This window comes from Actinoplanes sp. NBC_00393 (assembly GCF_036053395.1).
Taxonomy (GTDB): domain Bacteria; phylum Actinomycetota; class Actinomycetes; order Mycobacteriales; family Micromonosporaceae; genus Actinoplanes.
The window spans coordinates 9,001,573-9,027,572 of the sequence record NZ_CP107942.1; the positions used below are offsets into that span (position 1 = coordinate 9,001,573).

The 26,000-nt window shown below is 67.8% G+C and carries 16 protein-coding genes and 1 tRNA gene; 11 read left to right on the forward strand and 6 right to left on the reverse strand.

Annotation, left to right across the window (positions count from 1 at the left end):
* Positions 1-870, forward strand: a complete 870-nt coding sequence (locus OHA21_RS41700; RefSeq protein ID WP_328464760.1) for a LysR family transcriptional regulator — start codon at positions 1-3, stop codon at positions 868-870.
* Between the two features lie 223 nt (positions 871-1,093).
* Here OHA21_RS41700 and OHA21_RS41705 read toward each other — a convergent pair.
* Positions 1,094-1,169, reverse strand: a tRNA-Arg gene (locus tag OHA21_RS41705).
* Positions 1,170-1,361: 192 nt separating this feature from the next.
* Here OHA21_RS41705 and OHA21_RS41710 point away from each other — a divergent pair.
* The 8 genes from OHA21_RS41710 (at position 1,362) to OHA21_RS41745 (ending at position 10,398) form a co-directional block, all read left to right on the forward strand.
* Positions 1,362-1,781 (forward strand): hypothetical protein, encoded by a 420-nt coding sequence (locus OHA21_RS41710; RefSeq protein ID WP_328464762.1) that lies wholly within the window; start codon positions 1,362-1,364, stop codon positions 1,779-1,781.
* Positions 1,782-1,803: 22 nt separating this feature from the next.
* Positions 1,804-2,019 (forward strand): hypothetical protein, encoded by a 216-nt coding sequence (locus tag OHA21_RS41715; RefSeq protein ID WP_328464764.1) that lies wholly within the window; start codon positions 1,804-1,806, stop codon positions 2,017-2,019.
* Between the two features lie 167 nt (positions 2,020-2,186).
* A complete protein-coding gene (locus tag OHA21_RS41720) occupies positions 2,187-2,387 on the forward strand; it encodes a hypothetical protein (RefSeq protein WP_328464766.1) in 201 nt (66 codons plus the stop codon).
* 36 nt (positions 2,388-2,423) lie between these two features.
* The gene (locus tag OHA21_RS41725; RefSeq protein ID WP_328464768.1) at positions 2,424-3,539 is read left to right on the forward strand and encodes an FxsB family cyclophane-forming radical SAM/SPASM peptide maturase; all 1,116 of its coding nucleotides are present in this window, start codon (positions 2,424-2,426) and stop codon (positions 3,537-3,539) included.
* A 173-nt stretch (positions 3,540-3,712) separates the two neighbouring features.
* Positions 3,713-4,891, forward strand: coding sequence for an FxsC protein (gene fsxC, locus OHA21_RS41730; RefSeq protein ID WP_328464770.1), 1,179 nt, complete (start codon positions 3,713-3,715; stop codon positions 4,889-4,891).
* 64 nt (positions 4,892-4,955) lie between these two features.
* Entirely contained in the window at positions 4,956-8,885 is a 3,930-nt protein-coding gene (fxsT, locus tag OHA21_RS41735; protein ID WP_328464772.1) for an FxSxx-COOH system tetratricopeptide repeat protein, read from the forward strand.
* 154 nt (positions 8,886-9,039) lie between these two features.
* A complete protein-coding gene (locus OHA21_RS41740; protein WP_328464774.1) occupies positions 9,040-9,201 on the forward strand; it encodes a hypothetical protein in 162 nt (53 codons plus the stop codon).
* Positions 9,202-9,216: 15 nt separating this feature from the next.
* On the forward strand, positions 9,217-10,398 hold the full coding sequence (locus OHA21_RS41745) for an FxsB family cyclophane-forming radical SAM/SPASM peptide maturase (protein WP_328464776.1): 1,182 nt from the start codon (positions 9,217-9,219) through the stop codon (positions 10,396-10,398).
* Here OHA21_RS41745 and fxsT (OHA21_RS41750) read toward each other — a convergent pair.
* From fxsT (OHA21_RS41750) to OHA21_RS41765, 4 genes are all read right to left on the reverse strand, one after another.
* A complete protein-coding gene (fxsT, locus tag OHA21_RS41750) occupies positions 10,367-14,287 on the reverse strand; it encodes an FxSxx-COOH system tetratricopeptide repeat protein (RefSeq protein ID WP_328464778.1) in 3,921 nt (1,306 codons plus the stop codon). The two genes, OHA21_RS41745 and fxsT (OHA21_RS41750), sit on opposite strands and share 32 nt — an antisense overlap.
* Before the next feature lie 8 nt (positions 14,288-14,295).
* Positions 14,296-15,522 (reverse strand): TIR-like protein FxsC, encoded by a 1,227-nt coding sequence (locus OHA21_RS41755; protein WP_328464780.1) that lies wholly within the window; start codon positions 15,520-15,522, stop codon positions 14,296-14,298.
* Between the two features lie 137 nt (positions 15,523-15,659).
* The gene (locus OHA21_RS41760; protein WP_328464782.1) at positions 15,660-16,448 is read right to left on the reverse strand and encodes an aminoglycoside N(3)-acetyltransferase; all 789 of its coding nucleotides are present in this window, start codon (positions 16,446-16,448) and stop codon (positions 15,660-15,662) included.
* Between the two features lie 99 nt (positions 16,449-16,547).
* Positions 16,548-17,432, reverse strand: coding sequence for a hypothetical protein (locus OHA21_RS41765; protein ID WP_328464784.1), 885 nt, complete (start codon positions 17,430-17,432; stop codon positions 16,548-16,550).
* Positions 17,433-17,444: 12 nt separating this feature from the next.
* Here OHA21_RS41765 and OHA21_RS41770 point away from each other — a divergent pair, with 12 nt between their 5' ends.
* Together OHA21_RS41770 and OHA21_RS41775 are read left to right on the forward strand one after the other, a co-directional pair.
* Entirely contained in the window at positions 17,445-18,746 is a 1,302-nt protein-coding gene (locus tag OHA21_RS41770) for a hypothetical protein (RefSeq protein ID WP_328464786.1), read from the forward strand.
* Positions 18,747-18,956: 210 nt separating this feature from the next.
* A complete protein-coding gene (locus OHA21_RS41775; RefSeq protein WP_328464788.1) occupies positions 18,957-23,747 on the forward strand; it encodes an ExeM/NucH family extracellular endonuclease in 4,791 nt (1,596 codons plus the stop codon).
* 55 nt (positions 23,748-23,802) lie between these two features.
* On the opposite strand, the gene OHA21_RS41780 is transcribed toward OHA21_RS41775, so the two are convergent.
* Positions 23,803-25,959: an MMPL family transporter gene (locus tag OHA21_RS41780; protein ID WP_328464790.1), complete on the reverse strand. Its 2,157-nt coding sequence runs from the start codon at positions 25,957-25,959 to the stop codon at positions 23,803-23,805.
* Positions 25,960-26,000: the final 41 nt, after the last annotated feature.

Sequence of the window (26,000 nt, forward strand, 5' to 3'; positions counted from 1 at the left end):
ATGGATTTGCGGCAGCTGGAGTACTTCGTCGCGGTCGCCGAGACGGCCAACTTCACTCGGGCCGCGGAGCGCGTACACATCACCCAATCCGGGGTGAGTGCGCAGATCAAAGCCCTGGAGCACGAGCTCGGCGCCCGCCTCTTCGACCGCACCGGCCGCACCGCGCGGCTAACCGAGGCCGGTTCGGCCGCGCTGCGCTACGCCCGGGAGGCGCTCGACGCGGCAGCCGATCTGCGCGACGCGATCGACGACGTGAACGGCCTGATCCGTGGCCGGCTGACGGTCGGCATGGTGATCGGTTGCGAGGTGGCGCCCCTTTTCGATGCGCTTGCCGCGTTCCATCGCGAGCATCCCGACATCGAACTTGACCTGGTGGAGGCGAACTCCGACCAACTCGTCGCCGGTGTCCGTTCCGGAAGTTTGGATCTGGCTCTGGTCGGGCTGGCGGGCGAGCCTCCGGAGCACCTCGCGACGCACGTGATCTCGCGTGAACGGCTTGTCGCTCTGACTCCGCGCGACAGTGAACTGGCTGGTCAGCGGGGGATTACGGTTGGTGGGCTTTCGGCGTACCCGATCATCTGTCTGCCGGTCGGGACCGGCATCCGCAACGTGCTTGATCAAGCTCGCGCTGTGCTTGGGGTTGATCCTTCGGTCGCCCTTGTGGCGACGTCGCCGGACACAGTTGCCGGGCTGGCGCGCAGGGGTTTAGGGGTGGCGATTTTGAGTGAGTCGATGGCCGGCGCCTATCCGGATCTGGTCGCGGTTCCGATTGAGGGGATCGAGACTCCGGCGTTGCTTGCGCTGGTTTGGCAGAAGCGCAGCAGCCCGGCGTTGGCTGTCTTTCTGGAGCATTGCCGGGCGGCTTTCTGAGAGGCGCGCCTCGCTGATGAAGCAAGGTCCGTTGCTTGATGTCCCCCCGTGCCAGGTATCCGGAGCAGGATCATCAAGTCCGCCCACGCCGGCCCCATTCTCTGGATCGAGTCAAGAAAACTTGGCCTCGCCGGGGTCGATACAGAGGGCGGGAACCATCGGGCTTCGGCGCCGGCGGGTTGAGAGAAGCGCGGCGGCCTGAACAGGCCGGCCGGCGGTGGTGTGGTGCCCCCGGTAGGAATCGAACCTACGACACACGGTTTAGGAAACCGATGCTCTATCCCCTGAGCTACGAGGGCGCGGTTGCTCATGCTACCTGACCAGCGGTGACTGCCAGCACCCGATAACACCCGACGCTGACCAGCAATGACTTCGGCGGCACGATCCGGTCGACGAATCCCGGGCCTACTTTCTCGGCCAGGACAGCGCGACCCGGATAGTGGCAGCCCGCCAGGCTCACCCTCGCCGCCCGTCTGCTCCAGTGGCTGGCGATGGAAGGGCTCACTCTCGGCGTCGCCACCCCGGTCGTCACCGGCCAGGTAGCCGCCCTGGTCGCCAAGTGGGTGGACCAGATTCAGGAATTCATCCGTGCACTGCTCAACAACCTGCGACAACTCGACAGCAAGCTCGACAAGCTGAACGGCTTGCTGCACCGCATGGAGCAGGCACTTCGCAAGATCAGGCGGCCACGCACCTCTTCAGTGAGAGCCCAGTTCCGAGCAACCAGGACGTTCTCGACCACGGCCCGGCACCCGATGACGCTCGACAACGTGCGAGACGGCGCAGGCCGCATGGATTGGATCTCGTCGACGCGTCACCGGTCCCGTTCTCGCAGCTGGCCGGCGAGCATCGGGAGCGGCCCCTGTGCAAGCCCGAGGACGAGGCGTACGACAGCGAAGCGCCGGCGTTGAACCGGAATAGGAACAGGTCGCCATGACAGCCGTGCAGTTCCACGTCAATGAGGTCTTCGACATTCCCGCCCGGGGTGGTCTGATCGCCGTCGGTTTCACCCGGAACCGTGGTTTCGTCGGTGTCCCGAGACTGCGCGACGACGTCAGTGGGCATGCGATCCACGTTCTGGGTGTCGGTCATCCGGGCGTCGTGCACGCGACGTACGGGAGAGACGATCCTGGTGATCGACCGCGCTGATCGCCGATTACGTCCAGCCGGGGCGACTCTGGACGCGGGCTTGATGATCTCTGCAAATTGATCATTCACGTGAGTGATTGCGTCGGCGTAAATGGACATCTCGTCGGCGTCGGTTGACGCGCGGTATATTGACCGTGGCTAGCCGACCTGCGAGTCGAGGGGGATCCATGTCCGAAGAGGCGGAATTGACCAAGATCCCGCGCTGGCAGGATCTTTCGCCGGATCAGATATGGGCCCTGCGGCGATCAGTTCTGATTCGCATCATCGGCCGGGCTGGTTGCGACCAGGTCACCGCATTCCAGAATTTCGTCTCGCACGGGACTCCGTCTAGTGACCCGGACCCGATGTTCACGGCGCGGCCCGTCTAGAGGCCGGCCGTGGCGCCGCCGGCACCAGTGCGCCAAGTGCTGCTGAAGGTGCACAGCCGGTGCAATCTCGCCTGCGATCACTGCTATATCTACGAGCACGCCGACCAGAGTTGGCGGGGACGCCCACTCGTGATGTCGCCCGCGGTGGTCGAACAGACCGCGGCCCGGATTGCCGAGCACGTGATCAAGCACAATCTGCCGTTCGTCATCGTGATCCTGCACGGTGGCGAGCCGCTGCTCGCCGGCGTCGAGGCACTCGACCACGCGGCCCGGACGATTCGGCAGGCGCTCGCCGGGCATGCGAAGGTGGCGCTCGGTGTCCAGACCAATGGCATCCTGCTCGACGACCGCTTCCTGGAGTTGTTCTTCCGGCACCGCATCCGGATCGGCATCAGCCTCGACGGACCCGCCGCGGCGAACGACCGGCACCGTAAGTACGCCGACGGACGTGGCAGCCACGCCGCGACGATCCGGGCGCTGCGTCGGCTGCAGGAGCCTCGCTACCGCGACCTGTACGGCGGCATTCTGTGCACCGTGGACCTGGCGAACGACCCGATCGAGGTCTTCGAGCATCTAAGCGGCTTCGAGCCGCCGGAGATCGACTTCCTGCTGCCGCACGGCACCTGGACGCGCCCACCGCCAGGCCGCCACCCGGACGACCCGGCCACCCCGTATGCGGACTGGCTCATCCCGATCTTCGACAGTTGGTACGACGACGAGGTCCAGGAGATTCGGATCCGGTTCTTCGAGTCGCTGATCTCGCTGTTGCTGGGCGGCCCGAGCGGCAGCGAATCGATCGGGCTGGCACCGGTCGACCTGATCACCGTGGAGACTGACGGAACGATCGAGCAGGGCGACGTTCTCAAGATCACTGCTCCGGGTGCGCCGGCGACCGGGCTGCACGTCACCTGGAACTCGTTCGACGAGTACCTGGAGCATCCTGGCGTGCAGGCCCGCCAGTCCGGGCTCGCGGGACTGAGTGACACGTGCCGGCGCTGCTCGATCGTCCAAGTCTGCGGTGGGGGCCTGTATGCCCATCGTTATCAAGCTGAGAACGGCTTCGACAACCCGTCGATCTACTGTGCTGATCTGGCAAAACTCGTCCGCCACGTGGCCGGCCGGCTGGCTACCGATCTACCGCCTGCCCGGTGACGCTCTGGCGTACCGTGCGCGATTGCGGTAGGAATGAACAAAGGCTAGCTCAATGCCTAGTCCCGGCAGGTCGAAGCGCACGCCTGGATGTCGCGTGCGGATCATTATTGAACGGATGGCAACAACGACTCGGATTCTTCAAATACTGCCCGCTCACGGTCTGAGGGGAACCAATGACGTATTTCTTCCTCAGCCACGCTCCCGGCGAGGACGAGCCATTCGTCAAGCGGTTCTTCGCCGACCTGTCAGATCAGGTCAGCCGACGGGCAGGCCGCGATAGCTCGGGAGTTGGCTTTCTCGACTCATCCATGTTGGACGGACCGCAGTGGCCGGCCGACGCGCATACTGCGATCACTACTTGCCAGACGTTCATCGCGCTCTGCTCCCGGCGATATTTTCTGAGCGACCGTTGCGGCCGAGCCTGGGGCATCTTCGCCGATCGGGTGCGCCGGCACGAGATCGAGACGGGGGTGCGCGCTCCCGCCCTGATCCCGGTCATCTGGTCCGGCGGAGGGCTGCCGAACGGCGCCTTCCACGGACATGGCGTGGACGTGACACCGCATCATGCTCCGGGTGGTGAGGACCTCCGCGTCCTCCTGCGCCTGCGCCGGAATCACACGGCCTATCGGGCATTCGTGACTTCCCTGGCCCACCGGGTGGTCGACGTGGCACACAAGCAGCGTTTGCCGAGTGCACCGCCAGGCACAAATCTCGAATCGGCGGAGAACGCGTTTCACTGGGACGAGGGCGAGCACCCACAGCGAGTCTATTTCGTCGTCGTGGCCGGGACCCGTCAGCAGATGCGAGAGGTCCGCCGGGACGTCCAGTTCTACGGCGACCGCGGTGAGGACTGGGCACCCTTCTGTCCGACCGTCCCCGAGCCGATCGCCGAACACGCTTGTGGCGTGGCCGCCGATCAGTTGCTCGGCTCCGAGGTGGTGTCCGCCGAGGGGATGCCGCAATACGTCGCCGCCGCGCGTGAGCGCAACGAGATAGTGGTGCTCCTCGTCGACGCCTGGGCCACCCGGCTGACCGAACTCCGCCAGGCGCTGCAGGACCTGGCCCAGCGGCAGGACGCCGACTTCGCTGTTCTGGTTCCCGCCAACGGCGAGGACACGGAGACCGTCAGCCAATCCGGTGAACTGCGGAAGGCGATGGCCCGGGCCTTCGACGGTTCCGATTCGCGTCCGGCTGCGACGCTGACTATGGACATCCGCTCCATGGAGGGGTTCGACAAGGATCTCGGGCGGGTCCTTGCCGACGCGCGGCATCGCATCTATCGCACCGGCCGGGTGTTCCGCCGTCCGGTCGGCAGTCGTGGTCGTCAACGTCCGATCCTGGGCGGGCCATGATCGGGAAAAGTAACTCGTATTGGCGTACCTCGGTACGCTGGGTGACCGGTGGAGGGAGCGCGCCATGACATCGACGTCTCCAGCTGGCCAGATCGTCACCTTCTACTCGTTCAAGGGGGGCGTCGGTCGGACCATGGCGCTGGCCAACATCGCCTGGATCCTGGCCAGCACCGGGCGCCGCGTCCTGACGGTGGACTGGGATCTGGAGTCTCCCGGGCTGCACCGCTACTTTTCGCCGTTTCTTGCCGATCGCGACCTGCGGCATTCCCCGGGCGTCATGGACGCCATCCAGCAGTTCGCCGACGTGGTCACTCGACCCGGTGACAGGACGCTGAGCGTCGACGAGGTCCGGGATCTCGCCCGGGTCCGCCGATATGCGACTTCCCTCGAGCGGTACGAGTTTCCCGGTGGCGGCTCCATCGACTTCATGCCGGCGGGCCAGCAGAAGCCGGAGTACTCGCGCATCGTCAGCATGTTCAACTGGGACGATTTCTACACCCGGCTCAACGGCGACGAATTCCTCCTGGCGCTCGCCGACGACATGCGGGACAACTACGACATCACGCTGGTGGACAGCCGGACCGGCCTGAGCGACAACGCCGGCATCTGTACGGTCATCCTGCCCGACACGGTGGTCAACTGCTTCACCTACAACAATCAGTCCATCGACGGGGCTGTGGCCGTCGCCAGGTCGATCCGGACCGATCCTGGACGCCTCCGGGACGTGCGGATCTTCCCCGTTCCGACCAGGGTGGAGGATGGCGAGGCGGCCAAGTTGGACCGGCGGCGCAGTCTCGCGCAGCAGCGGTTCGCCGAGTACGTGGCGGCGCTCAAGTACACCGATCCGAGTAAGTACTGGGGTCAGGTCGAGGTGCCGTACAAGGTGTTCTATGCGTACGAGGAGACGCTCGCGACCCTGGGCGACCCGCCGAAGCAGCAGAACACCTTGCTTGCGGCGTATGAGCGGCTGGCGAGCGAGCTGGTCGGCGAGAAGATCACCTTCGCCGGCGTGCCGGAGCCGGTCCGCCGCGGCTGGCTCACCGAGTTCGAGCAGCGCGGCTCCGCCAATGCCGGCACAGTCCTGGTGGGGTACATCCCACGGGAACGGGTCTGGGCCGAGTGGATCGCCCACCAGTTGCGGTTGGTGGGGCAGCGCAGCATTCTGCAGGACCTGAGCAGTACACAGGCGGCCATCGCCGCCCTGGACGAGGTGGAACGCTCAGTGGTGATCCTGTCCGCCGAGTCCACTCGATCGCCGGCCTTGCGTGTCTGGTGGGACGAGGCTGTCGCCCGGGATGTGCCGGGTCAGGGGCGGTTCTTGGTCCCGGTGCGGCTGGACGGAACCCGTTTGCCGGAGCCGTACGACCGCCGGGACCCGGTGGACGTATCCAACGTGTCCGATCATCACGCCCGTGACGCACTGCTCTCCCGGCTGGACCTGCGCGATGCAGTACGTGTGGCGGAGTCCCTGGGTGGTGGCCCCAGCCCTCGATTTCCGTACAATCCGGCCCGCGTCTGGCGAGTTCCGGCTCGCAACGCGACCTTCGTCGGTCGCGACCCGACGCTGGAAGAGCTGCGAGAGCGTCTCGCCTCCAGTACGGCGTTCTCCGGCCCGGCGGTGTTGCAGGGCATCGGCGGGGTGGGCAAGACGCAGATCGCCGCTGAGTACCTGCACCGGTTCGCGGCGGACTACGACATCGTCTGGTGGATCTCCGCGGAACAGCCGGCCCTGGTTCTCACCGCGATGGCCGACCTCGCCCGCGAACTCGACCTGCCCGTCGCCGATCGCGCCGATCGTGCTGATCAGCAGTTGTCCGCGGTGCTGGAGGCGCTGCGACTAGGTCGGCCTTCGAGCCGCTGGATCATCGTCTTCGACAATAACGACGACCCCGAACAGTTGAAGCCGTTCATCCCCGTGGGCGGTGGGGATGTGATCATCACCACACCTGGGCAGGAATGGTCACGGGTGGCCTGGACTCTGGACGTCAACGTCTTCGATCGGTCGGAGAGCATCGCGCTTTTGACCAACCGGGTTGAAGGCCTGCCGGAGGTTGAAGCTCACGAGATCGCCGGCAAGCTCGGCGATCTACCCCTGGCGGTCGAACAGGCGGCGTCGTGGCTTTCCACCACCGCGATGAGCGCCCGCAACTACCTGGAACTTCTCGACGAGCAGCTGCCCCGCATCCTGGATCAGCCGCCGCCGCCTGGTTACCGTCACCCCGCGGCCGAGACGTGGCGGCTCTCGCAGGCCCGATTGCGGCAATCGAACCCGGCGGCCGCGCTTCTGGCCGAAATCTGTGCTTTCCTCGCGCCGGAGCCGATTCCCGTCAGACTGCTCGGCAGCCCTGGTATGGTGAGCGTCCTCGCGCAGAGCAACCCGCAGCTCAGAGATCCGTTGCTGCGGGGCTCTCTTGTGCGCGAAATTACCCGCTTCGGCCTCGCCCGGGTGGACCCAGCAGCCAACGCATTGCGCATGCACCGCCTGGTCCAGGCGGTCTTGCGGAGCAGTTTGCCCGAGTATGATCGGGTTCAACGACAAGGGCAGGTGCACGTGATCTTGGCGGCTGAGCAGCGCGGAAACCCCGACGACCCGAACAACTGGTCGGTGTATCAGTCGCTGCTCGCGCACAGTGAGCCTGCTGCAGCGCTGGAGTCGACCGACACCGAGGTCCACAACCTCGTCATCGACCTGGTCCGCTACCTGCGCTATCGCGGTGACCTCAGTGGCGCGCAGCGCTTGGGTGAGCGGGCGGCCAAGACCTGGGAAGGTCTGATGGGCCAGAACGCCGAGGCGGTGCTTCGCATGCACGGCGAACTCGGCAACGTCCTCAACGCTCGCGGGCAGTATCAAGAGGCTTTGGGTCTCCTCGAGGACGCGTACGACCGGATGTTGAAGGCGCCGACGCTGGGCGAGTCGCATCCGTACACCCTGGTCGCTCTGAATGCCATCAGCGCTGCCTTGACCGGCCTCGGCCAGTATCAACGCGCGCGAGACCTGGCCGACCAGGCTCATATCCGCTGGGCGGCGATCATGGGCGCCAGCCATGAGCGGACCCTGATGGCGCTCAACAACCTCGGGTTGACATTACGATTCGTGGGCGATTACGCCGCTGCGCTTAACAACGATCAGGAATTGGTTTCGCGCAGCGAGAAAACGTTCGGTCGCCGGCATCCGTTCGCGCTTCAGCACCGGGTGCACCACGGTCGGGACATGCGCGAGATGGGTGATCTCGGGCGGTCGGAGGCGGCGCTGGAGCAGGTTCTCAAAGAGAGCCGTGAAGCGCTGGGCGAAGCGCACCCGAACACCTGCTCCGCGGCGCGTAACCAATCCGTCACCCTTCGTCGACTGGGTCGCGCCAAAGACGGTGTGGATCTTGTCAGGCAGGCACAGGCCCACAGCGAGAAGAATCGCGGGCCCCGCCACCCCGACACTCTCGCGTGTGCGCTGGAGGACGCCTGCCTCCGTTCGGCGCTGGGCGACCATGCGCAGGCTCGCTCGCGGACTGAAGAAATCATCAAGATCTACCGCGAAGTTCTCGGCGACCTGCACCCGTTCACGCTTGCCGCGATCAACGATCTTGCGGTCTTCATGCTGCGCTCCCGGGACTATCGGCCGGCGCTCGACGCGCTGACCGAGACCGTCGCTCGAATGGTGGACGTGCTCGGTGCCGACCATCCGAACACCTTGACCTGCCAGCTCAACCTCTCCACGGCGCGGTTCGGGGTGGGTGAGATCCAGGAGGCCCTCAGCCTGGATGAGGCTTGTTACGAACGGCTCCGTGCCCGGTTCACTGACGACCACCCCACGGTGTTGGCCGCGGCCGCCAACCTCGCCACCAGCCGGACGGCGACGGGCGACCGTGACGGTGGGCGGGCGCTTCGGGAGGCAGCGCTCCGGCGGGCCACTGACAAGCTGGGTGCGGCTCACCCGAATGTGGTGGCTATCCGGGATGAAACTCGCATCACCTTGGATATCGATCCTGCAGACACATGAGCCTGGAGGCAGGCAATAGCGAGCTCGGCGATTCGCCGCCACCTGATCACTGGAATGTCCGATAATGTGCACCGGGCGGGGGTTCACTGTCGACCATGACACCGCTATAGTTCGGCCTCTTAAGTCGAAAGGGCGGAACATGGAGAGGGCGGCAGTGAAGCCGGTCAGCGATGGACGCCCTAACGACATCCTGACTCGGGATGACATCAGGTTGAATGCTGTCGTCAGTCAGGCACTTCTGGCCGCCCTGCAGCGGCTCGAAGCCGAGGACTTCGGTCGGCAGATCAGCGGCGCCGGATTCGCGAACCGCATCTGAGGTCCTATGAACGGCATGGCGCTCAGTCCCTTTCGCCAGGTGCTGCTCAAGGTGCACAGCCGGTGCAACTTGGCCTGCGACTACTGCTACGTGTATCGCCATGCCGACCAGTCCTGGCGCCGGCGTCCTCGAATGATGCCGCCGGCCGTGGTCGAGGCGGTCGCCCGTCGGATCGCCGAACACGCAGCCGCCTGGTCGTTGCCCGAGGTCGAGGTGGTCCTGCACGGCGGTGAACCACTTCTGGGCGGAACCGAGTCACTGGATTTCATCGTCGGCACGGTCCGACGGGCCACCGCCGGAGTGACCGATGTCAGCTTCTCGGTCCAGACGAACGGTTTGCTGCTCGACGAGCCGATGCTGGATCTGCTGGACCGCTACGGCATCAGCGTCGGGGTGAGCCTCGACGGCGGCCGGGACGCGACCGACCGGCATCGTCGTTTCGCCGACGGGCGGGGCAGCTACGGGCTGGTGGCCGATGCGCTCGAACGCCTCCGCGGCCCGCGTTACCAGCATCTGTTCAGTGGTCTGCTCTGCACGGTCGATGTGCGCAACGACCCGGTCGCGGTCTACGAGGACCTGCTCAGCTTCCAACCGCCCCGTATCGATCTGTTGCTGCCACACGGTAACTGGACGACCAGGCCGCCGCTGCGGCCCGACAACGGCGAGACACCGTACGGTGATTGGCTGGTTCGCATTTTCGACCGGTGGTACGACACCCCGCATGGTGCCGCCATGACCGACATCCGTCTGTTCAGCGCCCTGCTTTCGCTGTTGCTCGGCGGCCGAAGCGGCGTCGAGTCCCTCGGCCTGGACCCGGTCGAGTTCGTGACGGTGGAGGCGGACGGCGCGATCGAGCAGGGTGACGCGTTGAAAACCGCGGCGGAAGGCCTCGCGGGCACGGGACTGAACGTCTTCGACCACCCCTTCGATGCCGCGCTGGATCATCCCGGCGTGCGTGCCCGGCAGGAAGGGCTGACCGCGCTCGCGGACGAGTGCCGGCGCTGCCCTCTCGTCCAGGTCTGCGGCGGCGGCCTGTACGCACATCGCTACCGGGACGGCGCAGGATTCCGGCATCCCACGGTGTTCTGCCCGGACCAGCAGCGGTTGATCAACCACGTGCGTGGCCGGGTGGAGGCGGACCTGCTCGCGGCCCGCCGCCCGCTTGTCACAGACTCGGCGGGTCGATGTCGCAGTTGAGGCGCACGCCGGCGCCGACCGCCACGGTGTTCGAGTGATCGACGCCGAGTTCGGCCTCGGTCAGGGCCTGCACCTGCTCCAGAAGACGCTGACCGGCGACGCGCTCGCCGGCGACGCGCAGACTGATCGCCAGGTTGTTGCCGGCTGCCAGGGTGTCCGGGTGGGCCTCGCCGAGCACCGCGGTCAGGCGGGCGTACACCTCCTGGTCGATCTCCAGCGCTTCCCGGTGCGAGCCGCCGTCGAACGCGGCGTTGGCCAGGTTGACCCGGCAGATCAGCGGGTACGGGTGGTGCGGTCCGAGCCGCGCGGTGAGCCGCTCGACGACCTGCTGAGCCAGGGTTCCTGCGGTGGCGACGTCACCGAGGCGCCGCCGGAAGATCGACACGTTGTTCTGGCAGGCCAGCGTGAACTGGTGGTCGTCACCGAGGACCCGGCGGTACTGCTCCCATGCGGTTTCCGCGGTCCGTAGAGCCGTTTCGTCCTCGCCCATGGCGGCCTGATCGCACGCCAGGTTGCTCAGGCAGCCGAGCGTTTCCGGGTGGTTCTCACCCAGGATGATTCGCATCTGGCCCAACGTGCTCTGGTTGAGCTCCCGTGCCTCGGTCAGCTCGCCCAGTTTGCGCAGAGTCACAGCGAGGGTCTTGGCGACCTTAAGCGTTTCGGGATGATTTGCCCCCTGTACTCTTCTCCGTCCTTCCAGGGCTTCTTCGAGCACCCGCCGGGAGTCCCGGAAACGGCCGACCTCCCGGTAGTCGCGACCGAGGTTCATGCCGGACAGCAGGGCGTAGATGTGATCCGAGCCGAAGACCCGCCGCCGGACCTCGTAAGCTTGCTCGTCCAGGCGTACCGCGCCGCTCAGGTCGCCGGTCACGAAGAGGGACAGCGCCAGGTTGTTCATCGCGTTGATCGTTCGTTCGTGTTCCTCGCCGAGTACCCGGATCGAGCGGTCAAGCCCCTCCTGGTCGAGGTCGCGCGCCTCGACGTAGCGGCCCAGACCACGCACGTCCGCCGCCAGGCTGGAGAAGCTGACGATCGTGTACGGATGATCGGGCCCGACGCTGGCCATGAGTAGCCGATGCGACTCGCTGTCAGACTCGTGCGCTTCTGCATATCGGGCTGAGTGCCGGATCGGATTGGCCATCTGCACCCGTAGCCAAAGCAGGGTCAGGTCGTCCTCGCGGGTGCCGGCGGCTTGCCATTCCGCGAGCGCGCGCCGCCCCAATGCCTCGCTGCCATCCCAGTCGCCGGCCAGCCACAGGTGCCGGACCATGTCGATGACCAGCTGCCGGACGTTCTGGGTCAGCGTCGCGTACGCCTCCGCCGCCTCCAGATGCAGGCGGATCTCCCGGTACGTCGGCCACTCGGCCGGGTCGTCCGGGGCCTTCGGGTTGGCCGCGGCCAAGATCTCGTGCACATGCCGCCGGTTCTCCACCCGGTCGGCCTCCGGCAGGCCGTCCCTGATCACCGCCTGCACCAGACGGTGCAGCTGGATGCTCTCCTCGGCCGGATCCACCTTCGCCAGCGCATACCGGCTGATCTCCTGCACCAGCCGGCCCTGCAGCAGCGGCTCTTCCAGGGTCGGGTCGAGCGGCAGCAGCACCGCCGTGAACCTCGGGCTGTAGATCAGCGACATCGGGATCGGCTCGGAGCCGAAGAACGCGCAGACCTCCAGCAGCTTTGCCGCCGCAGGCATGATCTGGCGCAGCCGGGACAGGGAGAGCCGCCAGGTAGCCGCAGCTGACTGCGGGTAGCCGGCCGGCGGCGCGAGGTCGAGCATTTCCGACATCTGGGTGTCGAGCAGCTCGAAATACCGGTCCACGGGCATGGCGGTGGCGGCCAGCCACGCGCCCGCCTGCTCTACGGCGAGCGGCAGGTCGCCGAGCCGTTCGGCGACGCGGTCGGCGGCGTCCGGCGGCAGCTTCGGGACTCGCCGGTGCAGCAGCCGCACGCTTTCCTCGCGGGTGAAGACGCCCACCTCGACCGGGGTGGCCAGCGGTGTCCAACCCGCGTTTCGCGAGGTCACCAGGGTGTGGCCGGGGCCTTGCGGCAGATACTCCCGGATCTCGTCCGGTCCGGTCGCGTTATCAAAGATCAACAGCCAGCGACGGTACGGCTGACCGCGCCGCAGAGCCTCCAGCACGGCCTGGACCCGTTCCGCGGTGGTCTCGCGGGGTGGCAGGCCCAGCTCGTCGCCGAGCTCGGCCAGGGCGGCGCCGACCAGGCTGGGCTGCTCGGCGGAGATCCACCAGACCACGTCGTAGTCGGCGGCGAACCGGTGGGCGTACTCGAGAGCGACCTGGGTCTTACCGACGCCGCCGAGACCGTACAGCGTTTGCGGGACCACCGCGGTGACGCTCGTCGGCAGGCCCTGCCGTAGGCCTTCGAGGAGGCCGGCGCGGCCGGTGAAGGTCGCGTTGCGCGGCGGGACACGCCAGATCGGCGGCCGGGTCGCCGGGAAGCGGGTGCCGGATCGGTCGCCGCCGCGCCCGCCGCGCGGCGGGAAAGGCCAGTCGAAGGCGGCGAAGAGCGCGTCACGCGTACGCCCCTCCGGCAATCCGACGACATCGACCACCGGCCGCTCGGCGAACGGCGGGCCGATCCGGCCGCTGTCCACCCGGATCGGGATCAGCCCGCGGCCGTCGACGTCGCGTTCCTGTGCCGCGCGCCAGAACTGGGCGGCCTGCGGTGAGCGCACGTAGTCCTGCGAGAGCACAGCCACCACCCGGCCACCCGCGTCCAGGTGGGCGCGGACGTCGGTGACGGCGTCCGGCGCGGTCGTCTCGGCGGTCAGGTCCACCTCGCGCAGCGTGACCCGCTGGCCGAGCTCGGTCAGCTCGTCGGAGATCCAGTCGGCCCAGGCGCGGTCGACCGCGGCGTAGCTGGCGATGACGTCGAAACCCCGTGCGGGCTTCTGCCGTTCGAAGACGGCCAGCCAGCGGCGTCTGTCCCGCTCTTCCAGCGGCGGCAGCGCGGTGATCTCGCCGTTGGAGATCAGGGCGGCGAGGCGCTCGAAGGAGGAGAGCAGGGAGTTCTCCTGGCGGGACCGTTCGCCGAAAACAGCGAGAATCTCCTCGTACGCAAAGAAGGGCTTGTAAGGGATTTCGACCTCGCCCCAGTAAGCGTCGGCGCGCTCGGGCGGCATCCGGAGCAACCCCTCGAAGCGGTATCGGGCGAGGTCCCGGCCGGCCTCCAGCTTGAGCAGCTCGGCGTCCTCGATGCGCATCGGCACCGGCAGCATCCGGATCGGCTCGTCGCCGCGCTGCATCAGGATCGACTCGGCCACGGCTGCGGCCCCGTTGATGCTCTGGTCGTTGAGGGTGAAGCAGTTGATCACGGTGTCCGGGAGGTTGACCGTGCAGATGCCGGCCGAGTCGCTCAGCCCGGTCCGGCTGTCGATGAGCACGTAGTCGTAGGTGTTGCGGAGGCTCTCCCGCAGCGCGTCGAGGAAGGCGACGCCGTTGAGCCGCCCGTAGAACGCGGCCCAGTCGAACGTGCTGACCGTGTCGGAGTACGAGCTGTCCTGCTGGCCGGCCGGCAACAGATCGAGCCCGCCGGGTTTCGGAAAGTTCCAGGTCAGCGAGACGGCCTCGCGTTCCACGTCGGCATACCTGCGATACCAGTCCGGGCCGGCCGCGTCGGGGCGCTCCTGCATCGCCGCGGTGGCGAAGTCCCGGACCATGTCGATGACGCCACGGGAGCTGCGCAGCATCTTGTCGGTCATGAACGGCCGGAAGTAGTGGTGCAGGCCGGGTGACTCCAGGTCCCAGTCGACGGCGAGAACCTGCTTGCCGTTGGCGGCCAGGATCCATGCGACGTTCGCCAGTGTCATGGTCCGGCCGGTGCCGCCCTTGAACGAGTAGAAGGTGACGATGTGTCCGTCCCGGGTCATCTTTCCTCCTAGGGGCCGCGCAGGATGGGACGCGGCCGGGTCTCGCCGGGTGGCCGCCGGCGCACCGGCGCGGTGCGGAACGAGCTGTTCCTCGATCGCTCGAGCACCACTCGCAGGTCTGCACCGAACGACTCGTGGGCCACGATGCTGGTCCGAAAGGTGAGGTCCTCGCCCCCGGCCAGCCGGTTGGTGAAGATGTTGCGCAGGGCGTCGGTCAGCTCGCCGAGCTTCTCCTGGGTCTGCTGGTCGTCCGCATTGGCCGGAACCATCACCGCGGTGATCGTCTCGGCGCCGTACTGATCGCAGCCGGCCAGATCCCGGCGCCGGTTACGCAGCCGGGTCGCCCACGGATCGACCAGGAGCACCACCAGCTGGCCGGCCGCCGGGGCGGTCTTCAGCCACTTGAGCAGGCTGGGCAGATCCGTCACCACGGCCCGGAACTGCCGCTCCTCGGCGATGGCCCGGGCGTACTCGGCGATCGGCCGGTCCAGGGCCGGCCGGTAGGGCGCCCAATCCTCGGCCCGCCGGCCGTAGAACTCGGTGTGGCGGCCCTGCAGTTCGGGCCCGGACAGATCGGCGCGGGTGGGCGCCGCCACCACGAATCGCACCTGATCCGCGGCCAGTTCCACCACATTGTTCGACGGCGGATGGTGGAAGGCGCTCGGAAATTGATCGAAATTCACGTTGTCGGGAGGCGCCGGGATGGATTGCCGGCTGGACCTGACGATGTGCTCGGCGAGCTCGGTGACGAATTGCAGATAGTCGTCGTGGTGGCGCTGCAACCGGATCAATTGCCGCAGGCCGGCCCGGTGATAGGCCTCCGGCGTGGTGCTGTTCTGATATTGCACGGCGGCGACCACCGGATGCACTTCCTCCGGGGGCAGCCAGAGCAGCGGGAGCAGCGCGGGCGGGACCTGCTGACCGCTCTCCTCCAGCATCTTCAAGCGGCTGGCGAAGACGCCCCACTCCCGGCCGCACGGTTCGCTGAGCTGGTAGCGGGGCGAGACAAGGGCGACAAAAGTGCGGCAATCGGCCAGCGCATGCATCAATTCCCGGGACCAGGTGACCCCGATCGGCATGCTCTGCACGTCCAGGAAGCCGACGTCGGTGTCGGCCGGCAGGCCCGCGTAGGCCCGCACCTCCACCGAGAGATCCCGGAAGAAGTGCTGGATCACTTCGTCGTCGTCGCTGCGGGCATAACTGAGGAAGAAGTAGTAGTCATGGTTGTCCCGCAAGCAACCCTCCTGCCCGACGGCGACCGTGGGTGGCAAACCGCGCCGGCGGATTCCCACTCAGGTCGAGCATGCCGTCAGTATATTCGCCGGGCCGGACTGCGATACATCCCTGTCAATACCTACGATCCGGCATCAAATTAAGATCGTCGGTTCTTGATCAACCAGTCCACCGCGAATCCCACGACCTCCGGCAGTGGCAGCAATCGTGCGGTCGCCGCCCCTACCGGGCCGACCGCGACCGCCCCGGGTCGCTGTTCGAAGTCGGCGCCGAGCTCGTCGAAGCCGTCGATGCTCAACTGGACGCCGACGTACCGGACCCAGCGCCGGCCGCTCGGCGTGCTCATCACGCAGGCGTTGTCCCGGGGTGTGCGCCAGGGCAGCCGGTACTCGGCCAGATGCAGGGCGGTGCACCGGTCGTACCCCACGCCCAGGAGCAGCACGTACGCCCCGGCCGCCTCCAGCGCGGCCAGCGGCGACTCCTCGCCGAGCTCACAGTCGAGATCGTGGCGCGCGGTCAAGGACTCGGCGCGGGCGCCCACCGCGGCGAACGAGGTCTGCGGATGCGGGCTGCGGGCTGCGCCCGGCCACGTCCGTACGGTCTCCGCGATCAGGCCGAGCGACCGGCAGGAGCTGGTCGCCGGGTCGTAGGGCGGCAGGCTGCGGCGGATCGCCGGCCACCACTCGGCCGGGATGGCCGGATCGGCCCATCGCGACGGATCACGATTCTCCGGCGTGAAGGCCGGGACGACGAGGGTCCCGCCGGCGCCGAGAACGTCCAACAGAGACAACACGACGGTACGCGCGCCGCCGCACACCCAGCCGAGCGATCGAAGCGACGAGTGCAGCAGAACGGTCTGTCCGGGACGCAGTCCGAGGCTGCGGAACTGCCGGACCAGGGAGGCACGCGTCTGTAGGCCCGTCACCATGAGGTCACACGATGTCACGCTCATCCGGCGGGCGCCATGAGGTCCGGTACCCATGGAAACGGCCGCCCCACGGGCGGCCGTTTCGTCATGTGGTGCGGATCAGTTGTCGTCGGGGGAGTTGACCGCGTAGGTCGTGCCCGCCGCCGTGCCCGGAACCACCGTGCCGTACTCGTCGGACCCGGCGTCGACCCGGACCGAGGCGGTGAAGTCGAAGACTGTGCCGGCCGAGTGGAACCAGAACTTGGCGGTGCGCTTCTCGCCGGGCGCCAGCGGCGCCTCGACGCAGACGATGTCGTCGATGTGCTTGATCGTCTGCACGCAGTCCTTCCACGCCATGAAGGACGGGTCGCCGCTGCTCGCCGGGAAGGTGACCAGCGGGAACTGCTGCGTCTCGGTGCTCAGGTTGGTGACGGTGACCTTCGTCGACCCGTGCCGGATCCCGTAGCGGTCGCGCTCGCCGTAGGTCAGCGGGGTCGCCTTGATCGAGAAGGTGCCGGTGACCGCCTCGGACGAGACCTTCCAGGTCACGGTGCTGGCGGTGCCGGCCACTGGCGTACCGCTGCTGTCCGAGGCCTGCTCCAGGCGGGCCTCGCCGGTGCCGGACGGGCGGGCCGCGTTGCTCTGCCAGGGCAGGGCGAGTTCGTACGATGCGCCGGCGGCCAGCGGCTCGGTGATGCAGGTGGTCTGGGTCGAGTTGCCCGAGAGGTACCGGCAGTTCACGTCGTGCAGCAGGACGTCCCGGTCGTTGCGCGGGAAGGTCAGCTTGGGGAACTCGATGGTCGTGGTACCGGTGTTGGTGAGGGTGATGGTGTTGCTGCCGTTGCGGGTGCCGTTCAGGTCGGGCTGCCCGTAACGCAGGTCGGTCGCGATGCCGGAGAGAGCGTCTGCCGGCGCGGCGGCCGCGCCGGCTGCCGGAGCGGCTGCCAGCATGACGCCGGCTACGAGGGTGGCGGCGGTGAGGCCGCGGCGAATCCTGGTGCGCAAAGGTCTTCCCCCATGTTCTTTCGTGGATGGTCTGTCCACCGAGGAGAATCCAAAGGCATCGAAGATCACTTGTGCAACCCGATAGTTGTCGGCACTAAATCGGGAGGCAGGGGCGGTCCGGGCGGGGGTCGAATCCGCGCTTACCGGCCGCAACCGGAATCGGCGTATCCCGAAAACCGGCCAGCTCAAGCATTGGGGCGACCCGGCAGGACAGCGGCCCGTACAGTGACCGGCATGCGTACGTCACGCGTCGCGCCGATAGCCGCCGTCCTCATGCTATCGCTCATTTCCGCCGCGCCGGCTCAGGCCGCTTCGGCCGCGGACACCGCGCCGCCACAACTTCACTCGATCACTTTCACGACGTCGGCGGTGGCCGTTTCGGGCATCCAGACGAAGTTCGTGGGAGTGCGGGTCCGGTTGACTGACGAGACCGGGGTCGAGCCCCGCGAATACCTGGCGAGCCAGGAACTGGCATCGCCCTGGCTCAAATTCAACGCCGCGCCGAACAGCTTTGTCCTGCTGCGGCTTGCGGAAGGCACCGAGCAGGACGGGATTTGGACCGGTTCCATCCCGGTCACCTCCGCCTGGAGCGGAAAGATCGAGCCCATCGGCATCTACGCCGTGGACCGGACCTTTACCAACGAGCTGGAGGGCGATCCGCGGACGCTCGTCGACACGCCCAGCGTGCAGGTGACGAGTTCCAACCGCCCGGCGCTCGACATGACCTTCTCCCCGGAGCCGCTGCCGAAGGGGAAGTCGGTCACCCAGAAGATCCGGGTGGTGAACACCACCACCGGCAAGCCGTGGCCCAACCTGCTGATCAAACTCAGCTTCGACAACGGTTGCGTGGAGCCGGGCGCTGAGCAGTCGGTGCGGACACGCGCTGACGGGACGTATCAGCGGACCCTCAGTGCCGATCGGGCCCAGTGGCTGCAATGCGCCTGGATTCCGGGGGTCAATCAGCCCACGATGCCGTACCCGATGACGATCATCGCGTCCGACGGCGGTCACGTCCGCACCGAGCGCTACAAGGTCAGCGTGGTTCCGGCTGCCAAGACGGCCAAGGCCGGCACGACCGTCGCCATCAACGGCAGTGTCAGTCCCGTGGAGAAGGGCAAGGTCCTTCAGCTGCACCGGCTGTACCCGGACAAGACCTGGCGCAAGGTGAGCACCACCAAGCTGCGCGACAGTGGGCGCTACACGCTCGCCGCGACCCCGCCGGGTAAGGCCACCTACTCGTACCGGGTGTACGTGCCGGGTGACAACCGGGCGGTGGGCACCATTTCCGCGACCTTCACGATCCGCGGCACCTGACCGACGGTCACCGAACGCCACCTGGGTCTCCGATGCGGAGGCCCGGGTGGCGTCGTCATTTCCGGGTACCGTACAAAAGCGAACAATGGATGGCCGGAAAACGGCTGATCTTACGAAGACCAATGCGTTTCCGTTACCTTCCCGAGAATTGATCGTCATCCGGCTTACCTACGCTCCGGCGGATCAACTTCGTTCGGAGGACCTACCTCGATGCGTCCATACATACGCAGCGTGGGTTCGGCCGCGCGGTCCCGCTCAGCACTGACGACCCGTCCCGGGTTGCGTGCACTGGGCGCCACCGCCGTAGCCACCGCGCTCGGTCTCACTCTCGCCGGTCCGGCCGTAGCGGCAGCGGACAGCCCGTTCATCAGCGAACTGCACTATGACAACACCGGCGCCGACAGCGGCGAGTCCGTCGAGGTCGAGGCGCCGGTCGGGTTCGACCTGACCGGCTGGCAGCTCGTCTACTACAACGGGTCCAACGGGCAGAGCTACGGAACCTCCACGCTCAATGGCGTGGTGCCGGCCGCCGGTGTGGTCGTCCAGTCCTACTCCGGCATCCAGAACGGCGCCCCCGACGGGGTCGCGCTGGTGAAGCCGGACGGCACGGTGGCGGAGTTCCTCACGTACGAGGGTACGTTCGCCGCGACCAACGGCCCGGCGGCGGGCACCACGGGTGTCGACATCGGAGTCTCCGAGTCCGAGGCGACGCCGGCCGGTCACTCGCTGCAGAAGATCGGCAGCGCCTGGCAGGCGGCCGCGGCGAGCAGCTTCGGCGCCGTGAACACCAAGGTTGAGGAGCCGGAGGAGCCCGAGGAGCCGGGCACCGGCTGCACCACTGACGTGACCCACACGATCGCGCAGGTGCAGGGCACCGGCGCGGCCACCGGCCTGGCCGGTTCCACGGTCACCGTCGAGGGTGTCGTCACCGCCGACCACCGGACCGGCGGCTACAACGGCGTCTACATCCAGACGGCCGGCAGCGGCGCGGACCGTCCGGTCGCCGCGGGCACCGCGTCCGACGGCATCTTCGTCTACCTGACCTCGACCGCTGCCAACCACCCGACGGTCGCTCTCGGCGACCTGGTCCGGGTGACCGGTACGGTCAGCGAGTACAACGCGCTCACCCAGATCACCATCGGCGCCAAGGCCGACGTGCAGGTCTGCGCGACCGGCACCGCTCTGCCCAACCCGGTTCCGCTCGCCCTGCCGCTCGACGACGCGGCACGTGAGTCAGCCGAGGGCATGCTGGTCGCTCCGGTCGGCGCCTACTCGGTGTCGGACGTCTACAACACCAACCGGTACGGCGAGATCATCCTGGCCGCCGGTGACACCCCGGCCCGGATCCCGACCGATGTCGCCCGGCCCGGCACGGACGCCGCGAACCAGGTGAAGGCCGCCAACAAGGCCGGCCGCATCCTGATCGACGACGCCCGGACCACCAACCTCGCCACGGCGAACCTGGCCCCGCCGTACCTGACCAAGGACGACCCGGTCCGGGTGGGCGACGTGGTGGAGACGTTCGGCCCGAGCGTGCTGAGCTTCGGCTTCAGCGAGTGGCGTCTGCAGCCGGTTTCCCCGACCGCGCAGCTGAGCACCTTCAAGGACAGCAACCCGCGTACGGCAGCGCCTGACAACGTCGGCGGCGACATCCGCGTCGCCAGCTTCAACGTGCTGAACTACTTCGTCCACTTCGGTGGCGAGGCGCGTGGCGCGACCGACGAGGCGGCGAAGGAGAAGCAGGAAGCGAAGATCGTCTCGGCGATCACCGCCCTGGACGCCGACGTGATCGCGCTCATGGAGATCGAGAACTCGGTCCGCTTCGAGGACAACGACCCGCAACTGGCGCTGAAGACGCTGGTGGGCGAGCTCAACGCGGTCGACGGTGCGGGCACCTGGGACTACGTCCGGTCGCCGGCCGAGCTGCCGGGCGCGACCGAGCAGGACTACATCACCAGCGCGATCATCTTCAAGCCGGCCGCGGTGACGCCGAAGGGCGCGTCGAAGTCGGTGAACGACGAGACGGTCTGGGGCAACGCCCGCGAGCCGATCGCGCAGATCTTCACCGCCGGTGCGACGGACTTCGCGGTGGTTGCCAACCACTTCAAGTCGAAGAGCACCTCGGTGACCCCGACCGGTGACAACGTGGACACCGGGGACGGGCAGGGCGCCTACAACGGCGACCGGGTCCGCCAGGCGAACGCGCTGGCCGGCTTCGTCGCGGGCCTCGGCACCGACGAGGTGATCCTGCTGGGCGACTTCAACTCGTACTCCCAGGAGGACCCGCTGCAGGTGCTGTACGGCAAGGGCTTCAGCAACCTGCACAAGCCGGGCCAGTACTCGTACGTCTTCGGCGGCGAGACCGGTTCGCTGGACCACGCGCTGGCGACTCCGGCGCTGGCCGAGCGGGTCACCGGCGTCGACATCTGGAACATCAACTCGGTCGAGTCGTTCGCCTACCAGTACGACGGTTACGGGCCGTTCTACTCCGACAACGCGTACCGGTCCAGCGACCACGATCCCGTCGTGGTCGGGCTGAAGACCGGCGCTGCCGGCCCGGTCGACCTGCAGCTGCTCAGCATCAACGACTTCCACGGCCGGCTCGAGTCGCCGACCACCGGCAACGGCGGCGCCGCCCAGCTCGTCGGCATGGTCGACCAGCTGCGGGCCGCCAACCCGAACACCGCCTGGATCTCGGCCGGTGACAACATCGGCGCGTCGACGTTCATCTCCGCGATCGACAACGACAACCCGACGATCGACGTGCTGAACGCGGGTGACCTGGCCGTCTCCGCGGTCGGCAACCACGAGTTCGACAAGGGCCTCGCCGACCTGCTGGGCCGGGTCGAGACCCGGGCGGACTTCCCGTACCTGGCCGCCAACGTCTACAAGAACGGCGAACGGGTGCTGCCCGGCTACGACGTGCAGACCCTGGGCGGCGTCAAGGTCGGCTACATCGGTGTGGTGACCGAGCAGACCGCTTCGCTGGTCAGCCCGGACGGCATCGCCGGTGTCGAGTTCCGCGACCCGATCGCCGAGACCAACACCCTCGCGGCGCAGCTCTCCGACGGCAACGAGGCCAACGGTGAGGCCGACGTGCTGGTGCTGCTCGCCCACGAGGGCGCGGCGACCGAGAACATCACCTCCGCGGCGGCGCTGGCGGCCGACCCGGTGTTCGGCGACTTCACCCGGGTGAGCGCCGAGATCGACGCCATCTTCAGCGGTCACACCCACCAGCCGTACGCCTTCCAGGTCCCGGTCCCCGGAACCGACAAGACCCGTCCGGTGATCCAGGCCGGCGACTACGGCCTGAAGCTGGGCAAGTCGGTGCTGACCTACGACCCGGCCACCAAGTCGGTGACCGGCTCGACCGCCGAGCTGCTCAACGTCACCGGCTACCCGTCGAACCAGGCGGTCGCCGACATCGTGGCGAAGGCGAAGGTGACCGCGACCGAGCTCGGCAAGGCGGAGCTCGGCAAGATCACCGGCGACATCAAGCGGGCCTACACCGCGGCCGGCGCTGAGGACCGTGGTTCGGAGTCGGTGCTCGGCAACTTCATCGCTGACGTTCAGCTCGACCAGACCGCCGACGCGGGTCGTGGTGGCGCACAGATCGCCTTCATGAACCCGGGTGGCCTGCGTGCCGACCTGACCTACGCCCCGGACGGTGTGGTCACCTACTCGGAGGCCTTCGCCGTCCAGCCGTTCTCGAACGACGTGGTGACCCAGACCCTCAAGGGCAGCCAGATCAAGCAGGTGCTGGAGGAGCAGTGGCAGCCGGACGGGGCCTCCCGGCCGGTGCTGCACCTGGGCTCGTCGAAGGGCCTGACCTACTCCTACGACGCGAGCAAGCCGCGCGGCTCGAAGATCATCGCGTCGTCGCTCAAGCTGAACGGGGTCACCATGGACCCGGACGGCTCGTACCGGGTCACGTCGAACTCGTTCCTCGCCTCCGGCGGTGACAACTTCGCCACCCTGGGCAAGGGCACGAACAAGGTGACGACCGGCGACAACGACCTCACCATGCTGGTCAACTACTTCGCCGAGCACTCGCCGGTCACCGCGGACGCCACGCCGCGCAGCACCCCCGGTGTCGAGGACACCACCGCGCCGACCGGCACCTACACCCTCAACACGGCGGCACTCTGGCCGGGCCAGTCGGTGACGCTCACCCAGAAGGCCGTCGCTGAGGACACCACCACCCGGGTGATCAACTGGGGCGACGGCAGCGCGCCGCAGACCCTGGCGGCCGGCGCGACCACGGCGACGCACGCCTACGCCGCGGCCGGCAGCTACCAGGTCGCGGTGACCCTGACCGACGCGGCGGGCAACAGCGGCGCCGCGACGTTCGAGGGCGCGTCGACCGTGGTGGTGGCGGCTCAGGCCGGCAAGTTCACCCTCAACCCGAAGGTGATCTGGGAGACCGAGTCGACCGATATCACCGTCACCGGGCTGACCGGCGCCACCGAGCTCAAGGTCAACTGGGGTGACGGGGTCACGACGACCTCGCCGGCGAACAGCGCAGCGGTGTCGCACGCGTACGCCAAGCCCGGCTTCTTCCAGGTCAAGGTCACCCCGGTGAACCCGGCCGGGGCCGGCAAGACCGTCACGGTGGGCGTGGTCACCGTGCTGATGGACCTCTTCGGTCCGGACGTGCGCCTGACCGAGCCGAAGCAGGAGAACCTGGCGTCCTCCTGGCGGACCGTGACCGGTACGTCCTACGACCTCGGCGCCGGCGTCGCCACCGTCGAGGCGCAGGTGATCCAGGAGCGGTCCGGTAAGTGGTACTACTTCGCCGGCGGCAAGTGGGCGAAGGCCACCTCGGAGCGGGACGCCAAGGCCAAGGCCGGGGTGTTCTCGGTGGCTCCGGACGCGAAGGGCGCGTGGGCCTTCGGGCTCCCCGGTGTCGAGAAGGGCACCCTGAAGATCAGCTACCGGGCTGAGGACAAGGCGGGTAACACCTCCCTGACCAAGCTCTACACGACGAAGATCGTCAAGTAGGCCCGACCCGAACAGTGAAGGCCCCCGCCGTCTCGGCGGGGGCCTTCCTGCTGTTTCATGCCGCGGCGGGCAGCTTCTCCCGCTCGGCGGCCTCGACCGGCTCGGCAGCCAGCTGCCGGGTCAACTGCTCACCCTCGACGTCCACATTGGGCAGGATCCGGTCCAGCCAGCGCGGCAGCCACCAGGCCGAGCGGCCGAGCAGCGACATCACGGCGGGGACGATGGTCATCCGTACGAGGAACGCGTCCACCGCGACCCCGAACGCCAGGGCGAAGCCGAGCGACTTGATGATCGTGTCGTCGGCCAGGATGAACCCGGCGAAGACGCTCATCATGATCAGCGCGGCTGCGGTGACCACCCGGGCGCCGTGCTTCATGCCGCTGATGATCGCGTCGTTCGGTCCCGCGCCGTGCACGAAGTCCTCGCGGGTACGCGTGACCAGGAAGACCTCGTAGTCCATGGCCAGGCCGAACAGGATCCCGATCAGGAAGATCGGCATGACGCTGACGATCGGGCCGGTCGACTCCAGGCCGATCAGGCCGGCGAGGTGGCCGTTCTGGAAGACCGCGACTAGTGCGCCGAACGCGGCGGCCACGCTGAGCAGGAAGCCGACGGTCGCCTTGAGTGGCACCAGGATGCTGCGGAAGACCAGCATGAGCAGCACGAACGCGAGGCCGACAACAATCGCGAGGTACGGGATCAGCGCGGCGGTGAGCTTCTCCGAGATGTCGATGTTGACGGCGGTGGTGCCGGTCACCGCGAGGCCGGGGATCTCGGCATCGCGAATCGTGTGCACGAGGTCCTTGGTCGCTTCGCTGGTCGGCGCGGAGGCCGGGATGACGGTCAGCATCGCGGTGTCGCCGGCCGGGTTGACGGTCGGCGGGGTGACCATGGCGACGTCGTTCATCTTGCCGATGACCTGCTGGGCCTGTTCCGCGCCGGCGGCCGGGAGGACCACCACGAGCGGGCCGTTGAAGCCGGCGCCGAAGCCTTCGGCGAGCTGGTCGTACGCCTTGCGCTGGGTGGACTCCACCGAGGCGGTGCTGTCGTCGGGCAGGGCCAGGCGCAGGTCGAGCGCCGGAACCGCCACCACGGCGATGAGACCGAGCGACACCAGCAGAGCCGGCCAGCGATGCCGTACGACGTTGCGGGCCCAGCGCTCACCGAATGGAACCGTCGCCGGGCTCTGGCCGGCGGTCGAACGCCGGCGGGGGAGGATCCGGCGGCCGGCGAAGCCGAGGATCGCGGGGACCAGGCTGAGCGTGATCACGACCGCGACGGCGACCGTGCCGGCGGCGGCGACGCCCATCGCGGTGAGGAACGGGATGCCGGTGACGCTCAGCGCGGCCAGCGCGATGATCACGGTGAGGCCGGCGAAGACGACGGCGGAACCGGCGGTGCCGACCGCCCGGCCGGCCGCTTCCTCCTGCTCGTGGCCCGCGGCGAGCTCGTGGCGGTACCGCGAGACGACGAACAGCGCGTAGTCGATGCCGACCGCCAGGCCGAGCATGGTGGCCAGAGCGGAGGTCGAGGACGACAGGTCGAAGAAGCCGGTGGCGACCTGGATGCCGAGCATCCCGATGCCGACCCCGATCAGGGCGGTGAGCAGCGGCAACCCGGCGGCGACCAGCGAACCGAACGTGATGATCAGGACGAACGCGGCCACCACGATGCCGATCGCCTCGGCGGCGTGGCTCTGCTCGACGGTCTGCGTCACCTCACCGGAGAACTCGACGCCCAGCCCGGCCGACTTGGCGGAGTCGGCCGCGGCCATCATCGCCTTGCGGGCGTCGGTGGTCACGTCGGTCGCGGCGACCGAGTAGGTGACGGTGGCGTACGCGGTCTGCTGGTCCTGCGAGATCGTCTGCGTCTCGAACGGGCTCGCCACCGAGGCGACCTGTGGGGCCTTGGCCAGCTCCGCGATCGCGGTCTCGATCGCGGCCTTCTGCTCGGCGCCGGTCAGCTTGGTGTCGCCCGGGGAGGTGAAGACCACCTTCGCCGAGGCCGTGTCCGAACCGCCGCCGAACTTCTCCTCGAGCACCTCCATGGCGCGCGACGACTCCGTGCCCGGAATCGAGAACGCGCCGCTGGTGGGTCCGGACAGGGTGGCGGCCCCGATCCCGAACAGGGCGAGCACGGTGACCCAGACCGCCAGGGTCAACCGGCGTTGCCGGAACGAGAACCGGCCGAGCCGGTACAACAGGGTTGCCACTGAATCCTCCAGGACGGGAACGATGCCGTCCTGGTCAATCG